14 protein-coding genes are annotated in these 20,264 nt (G+C 69.7%); 6 read left to right on the top strand and 8 right to left on the bottom strand.

The features are described 5' to 3' along the window. Positions 1-12: 12 nt before the first annotated feature. From nuoL to ABF401_RS02510, 6 genes are read left to right on the top strand one after another with little or no spacing between them, the layout of a single operon-like run. Entirely contained in the window at positions 13-1,986 is a 1,974-nt protein-coding gene (nuoL, locus tag ABF401_RS02535) for an NADH-quinone oxidoreductase subunit L (protein ID WP_353507958.1), read from the top strand. Then, a complete protein-coding gene (locus ABF401_RS02530) occupies positions 1,986-3,608 on the top strand; it encodes an NADH-quinone oxidoreductase subunit M (protein WP_353507957.1) in 1,623 nt (540 codons plus the stop codon). The genes nuoL and ABF401_RS02530 overlap by 1 nt, the downstream gene beginning before the upstream one ends. After that, on the top strand, positions 3,605-5,209 hold the full coding sequence (gene nuoN, locus ABF401_RS02525; protein ID WP_353507956.1) for an NADH-quinone oxidoreductase subunit NuoN: 1,605 nt from the start codon (positions 3,605-3,607) through the stop codon (positions 5,207-5,209). Before ABF401_RS02530 ends, nuoN begins: the two co-directional genes overlap by 4 nt. Before the next feature lie 37 nt (positions 5,210-5,246). Further along, a complete protein-coding gene (locus ABF401_RS02520; RefSeq protein WP_353507955.1) occupies positions 5,247-6,257 on the top strand; it encodes a polyprenyl synthetase family protein in 1,011 nt (336 codons plus the stop codon). A 13-nt stretch (positions 6,258-6,270) separates the two neighbouring features. Continuing rightward, positions 6,271-7,446 carry an alanine racemase gene (locus ABF401_RS02515; RefSeq protein WP_353507954.1) on the top strand — a complete coding sequence of 392 codons (1,176 nt, stop codon included), beginning with the start codon at positions 6,271-6,273 and terminating at the stop codon, positions 7,444-7,446. Continuing rightward, positions 7,439-8,770: a D-arabinono-1,4-lactone oxidase gene (locus tag ABF401_RS02510; protein WP_353507953.1), complete on the top strand. Its 1,332-nt coding sequence runs from the start codon at positions 7,439-7,441 to the stop codon at positions 8,768-8,770. The genes ABF401_RS02515 and ABF401_RS02510 overlap by 8 nt, the downstream gene beginning before the upstream one ends. A gap of 9 nt (positions 8,771-8,779) precedes the next feature. On the opposite strand, the gene ABF401_RS02505 is transcribed toward ABF401_RS02510, so the two are convergent. The 8 genes from ABF401_RS02505 to ABF401_RS02470 form a co-directional block, all read right to left on the bottom strand. Beyond that, positions 8,780-9,088 (bottom strand): hypothetical protein, encoded by a 309-nt coding sequence (locus ABF401_RS02505; RefSeq protein ID WP_353507952.1) that lies wholly within the window; start codon positions 9,086-9,088, stop codon positions 8,780-8,782. Between the two features lie 292 nt (positions 9,089-9,380). Beyond that, positions 9,381-10,790 (bottom strand): class II fumarate hydratase, encoded by a 1,410-nt coding sequence (locus ABF401_RS02500; RefSeq protein WP_353507951.1) that lies wholly within the window; start codon positions 10,788-10,790, stop codon positions 9,381-9,383. A gap of 37 nt (positions 10,791-10,827) precedes the next feature. Then, on the bottom strand, positions 10,828-12,021 hold the full coding sequence (locus ABF401_RS02495; protein ID WP_353507950.1) for an acetate/propionate family kinase: 1,194 nt from the start codon (positions 12,019-12,021) through the stop codon (positions 10,828-10,830). Continuing rightward, a complete protein-coding gene (gene pta / locus ABF401_RS02490) occupies positions 12,018-14,099 on the bottom strand; it encodes a phosphate acetyltransferase (RefSeq protein ID WP_353507949.1) in 2,082 nt (693 codons plus the stop codon). Before pta ends, ABF401_RS02495 begins: the two co-directional genes overlap by 4 nt. Positions 14,100-14,136: 37 nt before the next feature. Then, entirely contained in the window at positions 14,137-16,539 is a 2,403-nt protein-coding gene (locus tag ABF401_RS02485) for a phosphoketolase family protein (RefSeq protein WP_353507948.1), read from the bottom strand. Positions 16,540-16,564: 25 nt separating this feature from the next. After that, positions 16,565-18,124 carry an MFS transporter gene (locus tag ABF401_RS02480; protein ID WP_353507947.1) on the bottom strand — a complete coding sequence of 520 codons (1,560 nt, stop codon included), beginning with the start codon at positions 18,122-18,124 and terminating at the stop codon, positions 16,565-16,567. Positions 18,125-18,185: 61 nt separating this feature from the next. Continuing rightward, a complete protein-coding gene (gene rarD / locus ABF401_RS02475) occupies positions 18,186-19,127 on the bottom strand; it encodes an EamA family transporter RarD (RefSeq protein ID WP_353507983.1) in 942 nt (313 codons plus the stop codon). Positions 19,128-19,195: 68 nt separating this feature from the next. Further along, positions 19,196-20,242 (bottom strand): 2-oxoacid:ferredoxin oxidoreductase subunit beta, encoded by a 1,047-nt coding sequence (locus ABF401_RS02470; RefSeq protein ID WP_353507982.1) that lies wholly within the window; start codon positions 20,240-20,242, stop codon positions 19,196-19,198. Positions 20,243-20,264 lie beyond the last annotated feature (22 nt).

Raw genomic sequence — 20,264 nt, 5'->3', positions numbered from 1 at the left:
AGCCCTCACTCGATGTCAACAGGCATGGGATACCTCTTCGAGACGTCCGGCACGTATGCCGCTGGGCTGGCCACGCACGCCGGCGAAGTGCACGCTGCCAGCGGGGTCACGTCGTTCGCGTGGCTGCTCATCGCGCTGCCCATGCTCGGCGCTGCGCTGCTCCTCTTCGGCGGGCGTCGCACCGACGGCTTCGGCCCGGTGCTCGCCACGGCGCTGTCCTGGGGATCGTTCGTCGTCGGCGCGCTGATCTTCATCCAGATGCTCGGCCAGGACGCCGAGAACCGGTCGTCGACGGTGCACCTGTTCAACTTCGTCACCGCCGGGTCGTTCTCCGCGGACGCGTCGCTGCTCGTGGACCAGCTCTCGATCGCCTTCGCGCTGCTCATCACCTTCGTCGGGTCGCTCATCCACGTGTACTCCCTCGGGTACATGGAGGGTGACCCCGACAAGAGGCGCTTCTTCGGCTACCTCAACCTCTTCGTCGCAGCCATGTTGCTGCTCGTGCTCGCCGACAACTACCTGCTCCTGTACGTCGGCTGGGAGGGTGTCGGCCTGGCGTCGTACCTGCTCATCGGCTTCTGGAACTGGAACCCGGCCTACGCGACCGCGGCAAACAAGGCCTTCGTCGCCAACCGGGTCGGGGACTTCGGCCTGTCGGTCGCCATCATCCTGATGTTCTTCCACTTCGGGGCGGTGGACTTCCAGACCGTCCTCGGGGCGGCCGGCAGCGAGGCCAACCAGGCGTTCATGACGGCCATCGGCCTGATGCTGCTGCTCGGAGCGTGCGGCAAGTCGGCCCAGTTCCCCCTGCAGAGCTGGCTCGGCGACGCCATGGCCGGTCCGACACCGGTGTCTGCCCTGATCCACGCGGCGACGATGGTGACCGCTGGCGTGTACCTCGTCGTGCGCTCCGGCCCGATCTTCGAGGCCTCGCCCAACGCCCAGCTCGCCGTCGTGATCGTCGGCGCGATCACGCTGCTGTTCGGGGCCATCGTCGGGTGCGCCAAGGACGACATCAAGAAGGCCCTCGCCGCCTCGACGATGTCGCAGATCGGCTACATGATGCTTGCTGCCGGGCTCGGCCCGATCGGCTACGCCTTCGCGATCTTCCACCTGCTCACCCACGGCTTCTTCAAGGCCGGGATGTTCCTTGGAGCCGGATCGGTCATGCACGGCATGAACGACCAGGTCGACATGCGCCGGTTCGGCGGCCTGTCCGGGGTCATGAAGATCACCTGGGCCACTTTCGCTCTCGGCTGGCTCGCGATCATCGGTGTCCCACCGTTCTCCGGCTTCTGGTCGAAGGACCAGATCATCGAGGCCGCCTTCATCGGCGAGGGTTGGCGCCCCTGGGTCTTCGGCGGGGCCGCCCTCATCGGAGCCGGGATCACGGCCTTCTACATGTCCCGCCTGTTCTTCATGACCTTCCACGGCAAGAAGCGCTGGACCGATGACGTCCACCCGCACGAGTCAGGCAGCCTGATGACGGTGCCGATGATGGTGCTCGCCGTCGGCTCGGCCTTCCTCGGCCTCATCATCGGCCCGACGGGCCTGTTCACCTCCTGGCTCGAGCCGGTGACCGGCGCCGCGCCAGAGGAGCACCCGGTCCTGTCGGTGCCGGTCATCGTGGCGCTGACCCTGATCCTCGTGGTCGGTGGCGTCGCCTACGCCTGGCTGCGGTACTGGCGCGACGACGTGCCGTTGCTGGCCCCTGCGGGGTCGATGCTGACCCAAGCAGCCCGCAAGGACCTCTATCAGGACCAGGTCAACGAGGCCCTGCTCATGCGCCCCGGCATCCACCTGACCCGCTCGCTCGTCTTCCTCGACGGCAAGGGAGTCGACGGCGGCGCCGGCGGGCTCGCTGCGCTGATCGGCGGGACCTCGTCCCGACTGCGCAGGATCCAGAACGGCTTCGCGCGCTCCTACGCCCTGACGATGCTCGCCGGTGTCGTCGCCATCCTCGGTGCACTGTGGGTGATCTCCTGATGAACGAATCGACCACCGCGATGTCCACGATCCCGTGGCTCACGATCCTGGCCGCGCTGCCGCTGCTCGGATCGCTCGTCGTGGCGTTCGCGCCGGGAACCGTCGAGAACGCCAAGCGCATCGCGCTCGGCACCTCGATCGTCACCCTCGCCGTCGGAGTCGTCGCCGCGCTGCAGTACGACACCGGGTCATCGGCACAGTTCCAGCTCGGCGAGTACGCCGAGTGGATCCCGCAGCTCGGCGTCAGCTACTCCATGGGTGTCGACGGGATCGCACTCGTGCTCATCATCATGGCGCTGGTCCTCACGCCCATCTGCCTGCTCGCGGCGTGGCACGACGTGCCCGACGAGGGGGACGCCGTCAGTGCACGCCGCGCCAAGGCCTACTTCGCACTGCTGCTCTCGCTCGAGACGTTCATGGTCGGCGTGTTCGCCGCAACCGACGTGTTCCTCTTCTACGTCTTCTTCGAGGCGATGCTGATCCCGGTGTACTTCCTCATCGGTCGCTTCGGCGGACCCCGCCGCCAGTACGCCGCGATGAAGTTCCTGCTCTTCTCGCTCGCGGGCGGGCTCATCATGCTCGTGGCCGTCATCGCGGTCTACCTGCAGGGACCGGGTGGAGCGGACGGCTTCCTCGTCGCCAAGCTCACCGGCCTCGACATCGACCCCACGACGGAGCGCCTGCTCTTCGCCGGCTTCTTCCTCGCCTTCGCGGTCAAGGCCCCCATGGTCCCCGTGCACACGTGGCTGCCGGATGCCGCCACCGAGGCGACGCCTGCGACGGCGACGATCCTCGTGGGCGTGCTCGACAAGGTTGGCACCTTCGGGATGATCCGCTTCTGCCTCCAGCTCTTCCCGGGAGCGAGCGAGTGGGCGACGCCCTTCGTGATCGCACTTGCGGTCATCTCGGTGCTGTACGGGGCGCTGCTCGCCATCGGCCAGACCGACATGATGCGCCTGATCGCCTACACCTCCGTGAGCCACTTCGGCTTCATCGTGCTGGGGATCTTCGCGTTCACCAACGTCGGCGGTGCCGGCTCGTCGCTCTACATGCTCAACCACGGGTTCTCTACGGCGGCCCTGTTCCTCTTCGCCGCCATGCTCGTGCACCGGCGCGGGAGCAAGCGCATTCCCGACTACGGCGGCTGGCAGCGTGTCACGCCGGGCCTGGCCGGGATCTTCCTCGTCGCCAGCATGTCGGGCCTGGCCCTACCGGGGCTGGCGAGCTTCGTGTCGGAGTTCCTCGTCTACGTCGGGACCTATCGGACGCAGCCCGTGGCAGCGGTTCTGGCCACCAGCGGCATCATCCTGGCCGCCCTCTACATGCTGCTCATGTACAAGCGCGTCATGACCGGTCCGAAGCCGGAGTCGCTGGCGCTCGACCCCGGCCTGGTCGACGAGCGATGGCGCAAGTCCTCCGGGGGCACGGTGATCGCCGACCTGTCGCTGCGGGAGAAGCTCGTCGCCGCACCGCTGATCGCGGCGTTCCTCGTGCTCGGGTTCTATCCGAACCTGGCCCTGGACGTCATCAACCCGGCCGTCGACACGTCCCTGTCGCACGTCTCGACCGCTGACACGTCACCACCCGCGGCGGATGCCGCGGTTGAAGGGAGCTCGAAGTGACCGCCGCCGCTCCGCTCGCGGTGCCGACCGCCTTCCAGCAGGCACAGGTCGACTACGTCGCCATCCTGCCGTTCCTCGTCGTCCTGGGCGCGGCGGTGATCGGGGTCATCATCGAGGCGTTCGCTCCGCGAGAGCGACGCTTCGTCACCCAGACCACCCTCGCTGTCGTCGCCCTGCTCGGCGCTTTCGTCGCGGTCCTCGTGGCCGTGAACCACCAGGGCTACACGATGGGGATCACCGACGAGGCATCCGGCCGCAAGCTGTTCGCCCTGACCGTCGACGGGCCCGCCCTCTTCATGCAGGGCACCATCGTCCTGATGGGAGTGCTCGGCATCCTCACCATGGCCGAACGGCTCGGTGGTGTCGGGCCGGACGCGTTCACGCCGAGTGGCGCCTCGACCCCGGGGTCGGCGGTCGAGGCGGCTGCGACCCGCGCGGGTGCGCTCACCTCGGAGGTCTTCCCGCTCGCGATGTTCGCGATCGCAGGGATGATGCTCTTCCCGACGACGAACGACCTCATCGGCATGTTCGTTGCCCTCGAGGTGCTCTCCCTGCCGCTCTACGTCCTCACCGGCCTCGCGCGCCGGCGCCGCCTGCTCTCCCAGGAGGCGTCGCTCAAGTACTTCCTGCTCGGATCGTTCAGCTCGGCGTTCTTCCTCTTCGGCACGGCCCTGCTCTACGGGTACGCGGGCTCGGTGTACTTCGCCGACCTCAGCGCCGCGATCGCGGCCGGTCCCCTGGCGATGAACGGCCTGCTCGTCCCGGGAGCCTTCCTCGTCTTCGTCGGCCTGCTGTTCAAGGTCGGCGCCGTGCCGTTCCATGCCTGGACACCGGACGTCTACCAGGGCGCCCCGACGCCTGTCACCGGCTTCATGGCTGCGGCCACCAAGGCGGCCGCGTTCGGCGCCATCCTGCGGCTGGCCTACGTCGGTCTCGACACCGCCCGGTGGGAGTGGACGAACGCGCTTGTCGTCGTCGCCCTGCTCACCATGGTCGTCGGATCGGTGCTCTCCGTGACGCAGACGGACATGAAGCGACTGCTGGCCTACTCGTCGATCGCACACGCGGGCTTCATCCTCGTCGGCGTCCTCGCCTTCGACCGCAAGGGCATCAGCTCCGTGCTGTTCTACCTCGTCGCCTACGGGTTCGCCACGATCGCAGCGTTCGCCATCGTCAACCTGGTGCGCCAGGACGGCTCAGAGGCGACGCACCTGTCGCAGTGGGCCGGTCTGGGCAAGCGCTACCCGGTGGTCGCTGGAGCGTTCGCCTTCCTCATGCTCGCGTTCGCCGGCATCCCGCTCACCTCGGGCTTCGTCTCGAAGTTCGCCGTGTTCTCCGCGGCCATCGGGTCGGGAGGGGCCACCGGCACCGTGCTCGCCGTCGTCGGGGTCATCTGCTCCGCCATCACGGTCTTCGTCTACGCCAGGGTCATCGTGCTGATGTTCTTCAGCGAGCCGCCCGGCGACTCCGTCGTGGTCGTCACGCCCTCGATCGGGACGACGTTCTCCATCGCCGTGGGGACGATGATCACCCTCGCCCTCGGGGTCCTCCCCTCGGCGTTGCTGGACCTCACCGACCGAGCCTCGCAGTTCGTCCGCTGACCCAACCGAGGTCTGCGGCCCAAGCCCCAGGAAGTCCATGACGACGCACGCCACCCCGCCGCTCCTTCGCATTCCCGGTGCCACGCCGGAGCTGGCGGCACACCTGCAGGACGGGCTCGCCCGGGTCGACGCCCTCCTTCGCGAGGTCGTCGACCACGAGGATCCGTTCATCGCGGCCGCCTCCGCGCACCTCGCACAGGCGGGTGGCAAGCGTTTCCGACCGCTCCTCACCTTCCTGGCCGCTGAGCTCGGTGCCGGCATCAACGAGGACGTGGTGCGGGCCGCCGCGGGTGTCGAGCTGACTCATCTCGCGTCGCTGTACCACGACGACGTCATGGACGAGGCGGAGGTGCGCCGCGGGGTTCCCTCCGCCAACGCCGCCTACGACAACTCGACGGCGATCCTTGTCGGGGACCTGCTCTTCGGCAAGGCCTCGGAGCTCATCGCCGCCCTCGGCGCCGAGGCCGTGCTCATCCAGGCGCAGACCTTCGTCCGCCTGTGCTCGGGGCAGATCCGGGACGACCGGCCCTGCCCTCCGGGCGTCGACCCCGTTGACTACTACCTCGGCGTGCTGGCCGACAAGACCGGCGCCCTCACCGCCACCGCGTGCCGCTACGGGGCGATGTTCGGCGGGAGCAGGCCGGAGGTCGTCGAGACCCTGCGGGTCTATGGGGAGAAGGTCGGCATGGCCTTCCAGCTCGCCGACGACCTCATCGACATCGCCTCGGACTCGGATGCGAGCGGCAAGACCCCGGGTACCGACCTCCGCGAAGGGGTCGACACCTTGGCGGTGCTCCGGGCGAAGGCCTCCACCGACCCGGCGGATGGGCGGCTGCTCGAGCTGCTCGGCTCGGACCTCTCGGACGACGACGAGGGCGTCGCCGAGGCGCTGGGGCTGCTCCGACAGCACCCGGCCCTCGAGTCGGCCCGGACCGAGACCTTGGTCGTCGCGCGGGAGGCGCAGGCCCTGCTGGAGCCGCTGCCGGACACTCCCGCGAAGGCCGCGCTCCAGACGCTGGCCCTCTCCGTCGTCGAGCGCGTCGGCTGACCGCGACCGGACCATGAGCCGACGAGCGCACCCGAGCCCGGTCGCGGACCGGCTCTCCCGCGCGACGGCCCATCTGCCCGCCCCGCTCGCCGTCGTGGACCTCACGGCGTTCGACCGCAATGCCGACACCCTCGTCGACCGCGCCCACGGCAAGCCGATCCGGATCGCCACGAAGTCGCTCCGCTGCCGAGCCCTCATCGAGCGCGCCCTCGCCCGGGACGGCTTCGACGGTCTCATGTGCTACTCCCTGCGTGAAGCCCTCTGGTGGGCACGTGCCGGCCATACCAACCTGCTCGTCGCCTATCCGAGCGTTGACATCCCCGCCCTCATCGAGCTCGCCACCGATCCAGGTGGTCGCGCCGCCGTGTGCGTCATGGTGGACAGTGTCGAGCTCGTCGATCTCATCGCCCGCGAGGTCCCGGGCCACCAAGGCCTGCGGGTCGCCGTGGACGTGGACGCCTCCCTCCGACTCGGGCCCGCCCACCTGGGCGTCCGCCGTTCACCCCTGCGCGAGCCGGAGGACATCGAAGCTGTCGTGCGACGGGCCCAGGAGCACGGCCTCGTGGTGGCGGGGCTGATGTTCTACGACGCCCAGATCGCCGGTCTCCCCGACACGTCGCCCGCCGTCCGACAGGTGAAGGTCCGGTCCGGGGCCCAGCTGCGAACCCGTCGCGCCGAGGTGGTTGCCGCCGTCCGCAGCCTGACCGATCTCGAGCTCGTCAACGGGGGCGGCACCGGCAGCCTGCACATCGCCGGTCTCGACCCGTCCCTCACCGAGCTCGCCGCAGGCTCGGGGCTCTACGCTCCCACGTTGTTCGACCACTACGACGGGCTGGCGCTCGAGCCCGCGGCCTTCTTCGGCTGCCCGGTGGTGCGCCGCCCCTCGGACGAGTTCGTCACGGTCTACTCGGGCGGCTACCTGGCGTCCGGGCCGCCGGGATGGTCTCGCGTCCCCCAGCCTCTCGAGGAGCAGGGGCTCCGCCTCGTGCGCACGGAGGGGACCGGCGAGGTCCAGACGCCGCTCAAGGGTGCGGCGGCCGCCCGCGTCAGCCTCGGTGATCGGATATGGTTCCGGCACGCGAAGGCGGGCGAGCTCGCCGAGCGTTTCACGGATCTGGCGCTCGTCGACGGTGTCGAGGTCGTCGGGGTGGCGCCGACCTATCGCGGGGAAGGGCAGTGCTTTGGCTGAGACGCAGCGCAAGGTCGTCCGCAGCATCGAGTGGTCTAACTGGGCGGGCACCGAGTCGACGACGCTCGCGCGCGTCGCGACGCCACGCTCCGAGGAAGAGCTCATCGAGGAGATCGGCAAGGCCAGGCGGCGCGGCCTGCGCGTCAAGGCGATCGGCGCCGGGCACTCCTTCACGGGAGTGGCGCTCACCGATGGCCTGCAGCTGCGCCTCGGCGGCCTCACCGGCGTCACGACCATCGATGCCACTCGCGGCGAGGCGACGATCCGCGCAGGGACGCCCCTCCACGTCCTCAACGAGGAGCTCGCCCAGCTCGGCTTCGCGCTGCCCAACCTCGGCGACATCGACCGTCAGAGCCTCGCCGGCGCGATCGCCACTGGCACTCATGGCACGGGCCTGCGGTTCACCGGTCTCGCTGGCGGCGTCCGCGCGCTGCGGATCGTGCTCGCCGACGGGTCGGTCGTGGACTGCTCCCCGACGCAGACACCTGATCTCTTCCACGCCGCACGACTCGGCCTGGGCGCGCTCGGCGTCATCACCGAGGTGACGCTCGAAGTCGTGCCTGCCTTCCTGCTGCACGCGGATGAGCGCCCGGAGCCACTCGCCGCCGTCCTGGACTCCCTCGATCACGAGATCGAGTCGACCGACCACTTCGAGTTCTACTGGTATCCCCACACGGAGCGCACCCAGGTCAAGCGCAACACGCGAGTCGAGCCGGGCACCGAGGCGGATCCGCTGCCCCGATGGCGGCAGTCCCTCGACGACGAGATCCTGACCAACCGGGTCTGGGAGGCAGCCTGCCGGTTCGCCACGCGGGTGCCCCGCGCGACCAAGCCGCTCATGCACGTCGCTGCCCGGGCCCAGACCGCGCGCAGCTATACAGATACCTCGTACAAGGTCTTCGCGACCGCGCGTGACGTCCGGTTCCGCGAGTCGGAGTGGGCCGTCCCCCGAGCGGCCCTCAAGGACGTGCTCCTCGAGGTCAAGGCGTGGGTCGACGGCCACGACGAGCCGATTTCGTACCCGGTCGAGTGCCGCGTCGCGGCGCCCGACGACGTGTGGCTGTCGACGGCCTACGAGCGCGAGACCGCCTACGTCGCGGTGCACCACTACCATCGCCGCGCCGAGGGTGCATACTTCGACGCCGTCGAGCAGATCGCCATCAGCCACGGAGGGCGCCCGCACTGGGGCAAGATGCACTCGCGGGACGCCGACTACCTCCACTCGGTCTACCCGCGCTTCGACGACTTCCGCGCCGTCCGCGAGCGCGTCGACCCCGACCGGCTCTTCGGTAACGCCTACCTCGAGAGGGTGCTCGGGAGCTGACGCGCGGGTCTACCGGGCGCCGCGGCGTTGCATCGACCACGCACGTCGGATGGCGTCGCGGATCGCGTCGGCGTCGCCCGCCAAGTCAGCCTGGAGCTTGTGGTGCGCCTCCCACCGCGGCGGTACGCCGAAGGTTTCCGGATGGCGCGCGAGCAGGTCCTCCCGCTCCGTCATCGGCACGCGCACGAGGAGAGTGCCCGGTAGGTCCTCGCGCACGACGAGCCGGTCGTCGACATACCACGCGACGCGGCCCGGGTGGCCCTTTCGTCGCACCCCCGGGAGCGAGGTCGCGAAGGCATCGACCTCGTCAAGCCTCACGTCGTCGAGCGTAGCCCCGCGCCCAGGCCCGGTCCCAGCCCACCCAGCCATCAGCAACACGCCCGGCACTACGCAACGGACCCCTGAAGCAACCGTGGTGGGTTCCGAGTTCCCGGGCGTGTTGCGGCGTTGGGAGCCCAGCGGCATCCGCAATGAGTCGTATGCCGCTGAGTTCCCTGCCGCTCCCACGCGGGCTCCCAGCCCAGCCACCCGCAACACGCCCGGCACTACGCAACGGACCCCTGAAGCAACGTGGTGAGTTCCGATCTTCCGGGCGTGTTGCGGGGGAAGCTCAGGCGGAGGGTGGCCGGGTCATGGCCAGCACGTCGAGCGCCTCGTCGAGCTGCGCCTCGCTGAGCCGGCCGTCCGAGACGTGACCGTCCTCGATGACGACCTCACGAATCGTCTTCCGCTCCTTGACCGCCCGCTTGACGACCGCCGCCGCGGCCTCGTATCCGATGTACCGGTTGAGCGGTGTCACGATTGAGGGCGAGCTCTCGGCGAGGGTGCGCGCGTGCTCCTCTTCAGCCGTGATGCCTTCGACGCACCGGTCGGCGAGGAGGCGGCTCGTGGCCGCGAGCAGCTGGATCGACTCGAGGACGTTCTTGGCGAGGACGGGCAGCATGACGTTCAGCTCGAAGTTCCCGGCTGCGCCGGCTGTCGTGATCGCCACGTCGTTGCCGATGACCTGGGCGCACGCCATCAGGGTGGCCTCGGGGATGACCGGGTTGACCTTGCCCGGCATGATGCTCGATCCCGGCTGCAGGTCGGGCAGGTGGATCTCGCCGAGCCCGGTGCGTGGTCCGGAGGACATCCACCGCAGGTCGTTGCAGATCTTTGTCAGGCTGACCGCGACCACCTTGAGGGCTCCGGACAGCTCGACGACGGCGTCCTGTGCGGACTGGGCCTCGAAGTGGTTCTCGGCCTCGCGGAAGGGCTGGCCGGTGGACTCCGAGACCCGCTCGATGACAGCGCGTGCAAAGCCCGGCGCCGCGTTGAGTCCGGTGCCGGCCGCAGTTCCACCGAGTGGTAGCTCGGCGGTTGCGTCGGCCGCCTGCCGGACCCGGTCCGCGCCGAGCTCGACCTGGCGGCGGTAACCGCCGAACTCCTGGCCGAGGGTCACCGGCACCGCGTCCATGAGGTGAGTTCGGCCAGCCTTGACGACGTCGGCGAACTCCGCCTCCTTGCGGTCCAGAGCGGCCGACAGATGGCGCAACGCCGGCACCAGGTCCTCCCGTGCGGCGATCGTCGCGGCGATGCGCAGGGCGCTCGGGAAGGTGTCGTTGCTCGACTGGCCGTAGTTGACGTGGTCGTTCGGGTGGACATCCAGTCCGCTCGACGTGCTGGCGAGTCTGGCCACGACCTCGTTGACGTTCATGTTCGTCGACGTCCCGGACCCCGTCTGGAAGACGTCGATGGGGAAGTGTCCGTCGTGACGGCCCGCGGCGACCTCCCGGGCGGCCTCCACGATGGCCCGCGCACGTTCTCCGTCGATCACGCCGAGCTCGGCGTTGACGGCGGCCGCGGCGGCCTTGAGCCGGGCGAGCGCGTGGACGACGCCCGGGGGAACGGGCCGGCCGCTGATGGGGAAGTTCTCGATCGCCCGCGCCGTCTGCGCCCCGTAGAGGGCGTCTTGCGGGACCTGCACCTCACCCATCGAGTCGTGTTCGGTGCGGAAACCTCTCGTCTGCTGCTCGCTCATGACCCCCATCATGCTCTGCCCGCCAACGGGGCGCGGCCTAGCTGGTGGCGACTGCTGCGGCCTCGCGCGCGATCTCGAGCTCCTCCTCCGTCGGCACGACGAGCACGGCCACCCGGCTCGAGTCCGTCGAGATCCGGTGCTCACCCGACGTCGCGGCGGCGTTGGCCGCCTCGTCGAGCTCGATGCCGAACAGTTCCGTCAGGCCCTGTAGGGCGGCCGCCCGGACCGGGGGACTGTGCTCACCGATCCCCGCCGTGAAGGCCACGGCATCGACGCGACCGAGCACAGCGGCATACGCCCCGATGTACTTGCGCAAGCGGTGGGCCACGACGTCGAGCGCGAGGCAAGCGTCGCGATCCCCCGCGTCGGCCCGCTCCTGGAGCTCACGGAAGTCGTTGGTCCCGGCGAGGCCCTTGACGCCGCTCTCCTTGTTGAGGGCGCGGTCGTACTCCTCGAGGGAGATGCCGGCGCGGGACAGATGCGCGGGGAGGGAGGGGTCGAGATCACCCGGCCGGGTGCCCATGACGAGGCCCTCGAGGGGCGACAGGCCCATCGACGTGTCGACGCTGCGCCCGCCAGCGACAGCGGTCGCGCTGGCGCCGTTGCCGAGGTGGAGGACGATGACGTTGGCGTCCTCGACGGCCAGGCCCAGCAGCTCCGCGGCGCGCCGTGACACATAGGAATGCGAGGTCCCGTGGAAGCCGTAGCGGCGCACCCGGTGATCCTCGCGCCAGTCCCGCTTGATGGCATAGGTGTAGGCGCGTGGCGGCAGCGTCTGGTGGAAGGCGGTGTCGAAGACGGCGACCTGCGGCACGTCGGGGAAGTGGGCGCGGGCGACCCTGATCCCCTTGAGGTTCGCGGGGTTGTGCAGGGGCGCCAGGGGGATGAGCCGCTCGATCGTCGCCTCCACGTCGTCGTCGATCCGGGTGGGCTCGCTGAAGTCGGCGCCGCCGTGGACGACTCGGTGACCGACAGCGAGGAGCTCGATCTCGCCGAGGTCGGGGCCGTGCTCACCGAAGGCTGCGAGTACCAGCTCGAAGGCCGCGCCGTGGTCGGCCAGACTCGCCTCCTGACGGTGATCCTGGCCGTCCACGGAATGCCTTGCCAGCGAAGATGCCTCGCCGATCCGCTCGACCAGTCCGCTGGCGAGGGACTCGGCCGAGCCGACGTCGATGAGGTCGTACTTGAGGGATGACGACCCGGCGTTGATGACGAGGACGAGCCCGTTCACCGGCTGGCCTCCGCCTGGATCGCGGTGATGGCGATGGTGTTGACGATGTCCCGCACGAGTGCTCCTCGGGAGAGGTCGTTGACCGGCTTGTTGAGTCCCTGGAGCACGGGCCCGATGGCGACCGCCCCGGAGGTCCGCTGCACGGCCTTGTACGTGTTGTTGCCGGTGTTGAGGTCGGGGAAGACGAAGACCGTCGCTCGTCCGGCCACCGGGCTGTCCTTCAGCTTGGCGGCGGCCACGGCGGCATCGACCGCCGCGTCGTACTGGATCGGTCCCTCGACCGACAGCTCCGGCGCCCGGGACCTCACGAGCTCCGTGGCAGTGCGCACCTTGTCGACGTCTGCGCCGGTGCCCGAGCCTCCGGTCGAGTAGGACAGCATGGCAACGCGCGGTTCGATCCCGAACTGCTGCGCGGTCGCGGCCGACGAGATGGCGATGTCGGCGAGCTGCTCCGCGGTCGGGTCGGGGATGACGGCGCAGTCGCCGTAGACGAGGACGCGGTCGGCCAGCGACATGAGGAACACCGACGAGACGGTGTTGACGTCGGGGGTCGTCTTGACGACCTCGAGGGCGGGCCGAATGGTGTGCGCCGTCGTGTGGATCGCACCGGACACCATGCCGTCCGCCAAACCGTCGACCACCATCATCGTGCCGAAGTAGCTCGGGTCGACGACGACGTCGCGGGCCTGCTCGAGCGTGATGCCCTTGTGCGCGCGCAGGGTCGCGTACTGCTCGGCGAAGCGGGTCCGCAGTGGGTCCTCGCGCGGGTCCACGAGGGTGGCACCATCGACGTCGAGGCCGAGCTGGCCGGCCCGCCGCCGGATGGCGTCGGGGTTGCCGAGCAGGGTGAGGCGCACGACGCGTCGGCGGAGGAGCTGGTCTGCGGCACGCAGGATCCGGTCCTCCTCGCCCTCCGGCAGGACGATGTGCTTGTCGGCGGCCCGAGCCCGGTCGACCAGCTGGTGCTCGAACATGAGCGGCGTGACGACGTGGCTGGGGGAGACCTTGAGGCGGTCGAGCAGCTCTGCGCCGTCGACGTGCTCGTCGAACAGGCTGAGGGCGGTCTCGATCTTGCGCGACGCCGAGCGGGTCAGCCGCGGCACGACCGCCGAGAGGGTCGCGGCGGTCTGCATCGTGCCCGTGGCGCAGCTGAGCACCGGCACATGCACCTCGAGGCCCTCGACGAGCGTCGCGATCGGTGCCGGCAGGTCGAAGCCGCCGTTGAGGACAATGCCCGACGGAGTCGGCAGGGTCTGGGACCGGTGGGCCAGGAGCAGGCCGAGCAGCACGTCTCCGCGGTCCGGAGGGGTGATCACGACGCATCCCTCGAAGAGCCGGTCCAGGACGTTGGGCAGGGTCATCGCTGCGACGACGAGGCCGAGGGCCTCGCGGTCGAGCAGGTCGTCGTCGCCGTACAGGTGGGTGCCCTCGACCGCAGTCAAGAGGTCGCGCACCGTCGGCGACTCCAGCACCGGCGCACTCGGGATGACGTATGCCGCTGTGTCCCCGAGCGCCTCCGCCAACGCCGCCCGGGTGGCCGGGACGGCCTCGGGCACGGCCCGGTTCGCCACGACGGCGAGCACGCGTGCGTGGTTCGTCCTCGCCTCATCCGAGGCGATCTCGGCCGCGACCCGGACCTGCTCGGGGGTGCGCCCCTTGCTCGAGATGACGAGGACCATCGGCGCGTCGAGGTTCGCAGCGATGCGCGCGTTGTAGGAGAACTCGGTCGGGGAGGTCACGTCCGTGTAGTCCGAGCCGATGATGAGCATCGCGTCGTACCGCTCGGCCACGGTGTGGAAGCGGTCGACGATGGTGGCCATCGCGCCCTCAGGGTCGGTGTGGACGTCGTCGTAGCCGACGGCGGACGCCTCCGCCGCGGTGAGCCCGGTGTCGAGGCGTGACAGCAGCAGGTCGAGCACGTGGTCGCTCTCGGCGCTCTCGGCGCTCTGGGATCGCACGATCGGGCGGAAGACGCCGACGCGCTCGACCCGTCGGCTCAGCTGGTCGAGGATCCCGAGGGCGACGGCGGACTTGCCCGACAGTCCCTCGGAGGACGCGAGATAGACACTGGTTGCCACGACGGCAGGCTATCGGCCGGCTGACGGTGGTGATGGATCAGCCGGGCCAGACCCAGTCGCGGACCTCTGGCATGTCCTCCAGGTGCTCTCGGATGTAGTCGTGGTGCCGCGAGAGCTGCGTCGTGCAGTAGTCCGTCAGGGTCTGCCATGCCGGCGGGCGACGCAGCGTGCGACGCAGCGCCTCCTGGGCGAGGTGGTAGCGCGACGTGCGGTTGAGCACCACCATGTCGAACGGTGTCGTCGTCGTGCCCTGCTCGCTGAAGCCGCGCACGTGGAAGCGCCCCGGATCGGACCGGCCGTGGATGAGCTGGTGAACCGCCCGCGGGTAGCCGTGGAAGGCGAAGATGACGTCGACGTCGCTCGTGAACAGACCATCGAAGACCGAGTCAGGGAAGCCGTGGGGGTGGTCGGCCTCCGGCAGCAGGGCCATGAGGTCGACGACGTTGACGACCCGGACCTTGAAGTCCGGGGTGTACTCGCGCAGCAGCTCGGCCGCGGCCAGCGTCTCCTGCGTGGCGACGTCACCGGCACAGGCCAGGACGATGTCCGGCTTCTCCGTGGCGGGGATGTTCGAGGCCCACTCCCAGATGCCCGCGCCGGCAGCGCAGTGCGCGTTGGCCTCCTCGAGGGTGAGGTACTGCAGGTGCGGCTGCTTGTCGAGGACGATGAGGTTGACGTGGTCGGTGCTGCGCAGGCAGTGGTCCATGATCGACAGCCCGCTGTTGGCGTCTGGTGGCAGCCAGACGCGCACGACGCCCGGTGCGAGCGGCAGCAGCGAGTCGATGAGGCCCGGTCCCTGGTGGGAGAAGCCATTGTGGTCGTTGCGCCAGCAGGTGCTCGTCAGGAGCAGGTTGAGCGAGGCGATGGGCGCGCGCCAGGTCAGCTCCTGCGCGTGCTGCAGCCACTTGACGTGCTGGACCGTCATCGAGGTCGAGACCATGGCGAAGGCCTCGTAGGTCGCGAAGAGCCCGTGCCGCCCGGTCAACACGTAGCCCTCGAGCCAACCGGAGCAGAGGTGCTCGGAGAGGACCTCCATGACCCGGCCGTCCGGGGAGACGTCCGCATCAGTCTCTGCGGAGGGCGCCTGCAGACAGCGGTCGGTCGCCTCGAAGACGGCCTGGATCCGGTTGCTCGCGGTCTCGTCCGGACAGAACAGCCGGAAGCTGCCGCCGCCGTCCGGGCGGATGTCCGCGGCATAGATGTCACGCATCAGCTCGCCCAGCGGCCTGGTGCTCTCGTGCCACAGCCGGCCCGGCTGTGGCACGTCGAGCGCGAAGCGCTGCAGGTCCGGCAGCGGCAGCTCGGCGCGCAGCCGGCCGCCATTGGCGTAGGGGCTCGCCGCCATCCGTTTGTCGCCGTCGGGGGCTAGGGCGACCAGCTCGTCGACGAGGCGGCCGTCCGCATCGAAGTGATCGTCCGGGTGGTAGCTGCGCATCCACTCCTCGAGCATGGTGAGGTGGCTCGGGTCATCGCGCAGCCCCGACAGAGGGACCTGGTGGCTGCGGCTCGTCCCCTCGACCTGCACCCCGTCGACGACCGCTGGGCCGGTCCACCCCTTGGGCGTCCGCAGGATGATCGCCGGCCACGTGTGCGTGACGGGCTCGCTGTGGTCCCCGGTCCGGGTCGTCTCGCGGAGCTGCATGATGGCGCCATAAGAGGTGACGAGTGCGCGCCACAGGTCACGGAAGACCGCCTCAGGGTCGTCCCCGCTGACCACGATCGGGTCCCAGCCCTGGCTCGCGAGATATCCCGCGACGTCTTCGTCGCTGCTGCGCCCGAAGACCGTCGGGCCGGCGATCTTGTACCCGTTGAGGTGGACGATGGGCAGGACCGCCCCGTCCCGGCGGGGGTTGGCGAAGTGGGGCAGGCGCCAGGATCCGGCCAGCGGGCCGGTCTCGGCCTCGCCGTCCCCGACGACGCATGCGACGAAGAGGTCCGGGTGGTCGAACGCCGCCCCGGCGGCATGCGCCAGCGCATAGCCGAGCTCTCCGCCCTCATGGATGCTTCCGGGCGTCTGGACACTGACGTGGCTCGGCACGCCTCCAGGCGTGGAGAACTGGCGGAACAGCCGGTGCAGGCCGCCGGCGTCGGTCGTGACGTCGGGGTAGATCTCGGAGTACGTGCCCTCGAGGTAGGCGCTCGCGACCAGGGCGGGCCCTCCGTGGCCCGGTCCGGTGATGTAGATCCAGTCGGACCCGGTGCGCCTGATGAGCCGGTTGAGCAGGGCGTAGAGCATCGAGAGCCCCGGGCAGGTGCCCCAGTGGCCGAGCAGCCTCGGCTTGATGTGGTCGATGGTGAGCGGCTCGCGCAGCAGCGCGTTGTCCTGAAGGTAGATCTGTCCGACCGTGAGGTAGTTCGCCGCCTCCCACCACCGCAGGTCCAGGGCAAGGTCGTCGTCCGAATAGCCGGCGAGCGCCGTGTTGGTCGTCGTGCTTGTCATCTCGGTGCCTCCTCAGGCTTCGATGTCAGTGCTCGGATCCCCGCAGCACGTCGACGTCCGTGACAGGAGCCGCGTACCCGATTGCCGTGCCCGGGCACCCCTCGGAGCCAGAGCACGACCAGCCTGCAGGTGCCGTATGCCGCTGGGCTGGCTTCCCGTCGACCGTGACCTCGGCCGGGGGCCGGGCTGCGGGGGGCGCCGGGCGCTCGGGGTTCCGGATGAGCAGCCAGGACACGACGCCTCCCCCCGCGAGCAGGAAGGAGCAGATCCACATGGCGCTCACATATCCCGCATTGAACGCCTCCGGCCGTTGGTAGTCGGCCCCGCTCAGGCCGACGACGGCCGGGAGGGCCGCGACCGCGAGCAGGCTGCCCGCTCGGGCCACGGCGTTGTTGACGCCGCTCGCGATGCCGGCCCACCGGTCCGGGGCCGCCGCGAGAACGGTGGCGGTGAGCGGCGCGACGAGGATGCTGAGGCCGAGGCCGAAGACGGTGACGCCGGGGAAGACGGCCGTCCAGTAGTCGTCGCCGGCTCCCACTCCGGTGAGCAGCCACGTCCCGATGGCGCAGACGATCGGCCCGATGGTCATCGGCAGTCGCGGCCCGATGCGGGCTCCGATCTCCCCGCCCTTGGCGGCGAGGAACAGCATCATCCCGGTGACGGGCAGTGACGCGACGCCCGCCAGCAGGGGCCCGTAGCCGAGCACGGTCTGCAGCTGGAGGGTGAGGAAGAAGAACATCGCCCCAAGGGCTGCGTAGACGAGCATCGTCATGAGGTTCGCCGCAGAGAACTGGCGAGAGCGGAAGAGCGATGGCTGGACCATCGGGTGCGAGCTGCGCTGCTCGACGATGGCGAAGGCGACGCCGAACGCCAGGGCGAGGACGACGAGCGTCAGCGTGAGCCCGGCACCGAGCGACTCGTACTGGATCAGCGCGAAGGTCGACAGCGCCAGGGCCACCGTGGCGAGCGTCGCGCCCAGGATGTCGAACTTCCGGGGGGCTCCCTCGTCAAGCGTCTCCGGGACGGAGCTCTGAGCGATCCACACGGTGACCGCGCCCAGGGGCAGGTTGAGCAGGAAGGCCCAGCGCCATGAGGCGTACTCGACGAGCCACCCGCCCACGAACGGGCCGACCGCCGTCGCGATCCCGCCGAGCCCGGACCAGGCACCGATGGCCTTGGCCCGGTCGCCCTCACGGAACACCGACTGGATGATGGACAGGCTCCCGGGGGTGAGGAGCGCGCCGCCGACACCCTGGAGGATCCGCGCCGCGATGAGCTGCCCGGAGGTCTGCGCGAGACCGCAGGCGAGCGACGCGAGCGCGAACCAGACGACGCCGATGACGAAGACCCGCCGTCGCCCGAACCGGTCACCGAGCGAGCCGCCGAGCAGGATGAGGGACGCGAGCGCGAGCAGGTAGCCGTTCGTGATCCACTGGAGGTCCGCCATGCTCGCGTCGAGGTCCTCGCCGATCCGGACGAGCGCGACATTGACGACCGTGCCGTCGAGCAGGGCCATGCCGGACCCCAGGACGGCAGCGGTGATGACGAGTCGTCCGGTGCGGGTCCCCAGCTCGATGCTGGCCATCCGTCCACTCTGCCAAGCGAAGCAGCAGTTGGCGACCGCGAACCGCTCTTTGCGACCCGGGTCAGCGGGGGCAGTCGTCTGCCGGGATGGCTGCGGGGATGGTTGCAGGGATGGTCGCGCGGCTGGCGGCGGCCCGTCGACGTGCACGGCGCATCGCGAGGATGGAGTCGACACTGAGGACGATGAGCGCGACCCACACGATGCCGAAGCCGATCCACCGCTCGGTCGACATCACCTCGTCGAGCAGGACCACTGCGACGAGCAGCTGCATGACGGGGGTGATGAACTGGATGAGCCCGATGCTGACGAGCGGGATGCGTCGCGCCGCAGCCGCGAAGAGCAGCAGGGGAACCGCCGTCGCGACGCCGCTCCCGACGAGCAGCCAGGTGTGCGACGCCCCATGGGCCCCGAAGGCCAGGCCCCCCCGGTTCGAGATGACGATGAGGATCCCGGCCGCAACCGGGGCGAGGATGACCGTCTCGAGGGTCAGGCCCTGGACCGCCTGGAGGGACGCGCCGACCTTCTTCTTCGTCAGGCTGTAGATCGCGAAGGAGAACGCCAGCGCCAGGGCCATGACGGGTACCCGGCCGCCGGCCACGGCGAGGTAGATCCCGGCGACGAGCCCGATCCCGACCGCGACCCATTGGAGGACGCGCAGGCGCTCGCCGAGGACGACGACACCGAGGGCGACGGTCACGAGGGGATTGAGGAAGTAGCCGAGAGCCGCCTCGCTCGTGTTCCCGGACGTCACCGCCGTGACGTAGAGGACCCAGTTGACGGCGATGACGACGGCCGCGACGGTGATGCCCGCCATGAGGCGGGGCCGTCGCAGCAGCGGACGCAGCCAGGCGAAGTCGCGCAGCACCGCAAGGAGGATCACGCAGAACAGCAGGGTCCAGAGGATGCGGTGAGCGAGGATCTCCCAGGGGCTCGCCGGCTTCAGGGCATCGAAGTAGAGCGGGAACAGGCCCCAGATGCCGTAGGCCGCGAAGCCGAACAGCATGCCCCGACCGATCTCGCTGTGCGGCTCCGAGTGCGATGCGAGCTGCCGGCTGCTCGACTGCGCCGTCGTCACGCCCCGGTCGTTTCGGCCACCTGCCAGTTGTCCCTGCCGGCGAGCAGTGCATCGATGTCGGCGTCGGTGATCGGGCCGGTGCGCGCCGCGTCGATCTGCTCGCGGAGCAGGTCGTCGTAGGTCGGCCGGGTCACGTCGCGGAACACGCCCATGGGCACGCTGGTCAGCTCGTGGGAGTCGAGCCGGGAGAGGGCGAACGCGGCGGCGGGGTTTGTCGCCGATGCGTCGTGGACGACAATGCGGGCAGCTGGGTTGCGGTCGGCCTCGGCACGTGGCACGACGGTCATGACGCCCTGGTCGTCCCGCACCACGACCTTCTGCTCGTCTCCTTCACCGGCCACGACCGGCTGCCCGTCGACGAGGTGGAAGATCCGGGCCTGCGCCTCCGTGCGGTCCTTGAGGACGTCGAAGACGCCATCGTTGAAGATCGGGCAGTTCTGGTAGATCTCCACGAACGCGGAGCCGCGGTGCTCGGCCGCCCGGCGCAGCACAGAGGTCAGGTGCTGACGGTCCGAGTCCAGGGTCCGCGCGACGAAGCTGGCCTCGGCGCCGAGCGCGAGGGAGACCGGGTTGAACGGCGTGTCGAGCGAGCCGAACGGGGTGGACTTGGTCACCTGGCCCTGATGCGAGGTGGGCGAGTACTGCCCCTTGGTCAGGCCGTAGATCTCGTTGTTGAACAGCAGGATCTTGAGGTTCACGTTGCGGCGCAGCGCGTGGATCAGGTGGTTGCCGCCGATCGACAGCCCGTCGCCGTCACCGGTGACGACCCAGACGTCGAGATCCGGACGGGCGAGCGCGATCCCGGTGGCCAGGGCGGGCGCGCGGCCGTGGATGCTGTGCACGCCGTACGTGTTCATGTAGTACGGGAAACGAGCTGCACAACCGATGCCGGAGATGAAGACGGTGTCCTCCCGCCGGACGCCGAGCTCAGGCATCAGCAACTGCAGCGCGGCGAGGATCGAGTAGTCGCCGCAGCCCGGACACCAGCGAACCTCCTGGTCTGACTTGAAGTCTTTTGCGCTCAGCGTGGTGTCCGCAGCCATCTCTAGAGCAGCGCCTCCACCG

This window comes from Intrasporangium sp., assembly GCF_040414665.1.
Lineage (GTDB): Bacteria > Actinomycetota > Actinomycetes > Actinomycetales > Dermatophilaceae > Intrasporangium.
The sequence above is the reverse complement of the archived record's forward strand: the minus strand, read 5'-3'. Positions and strand labels throughout refer to the sequence as shown.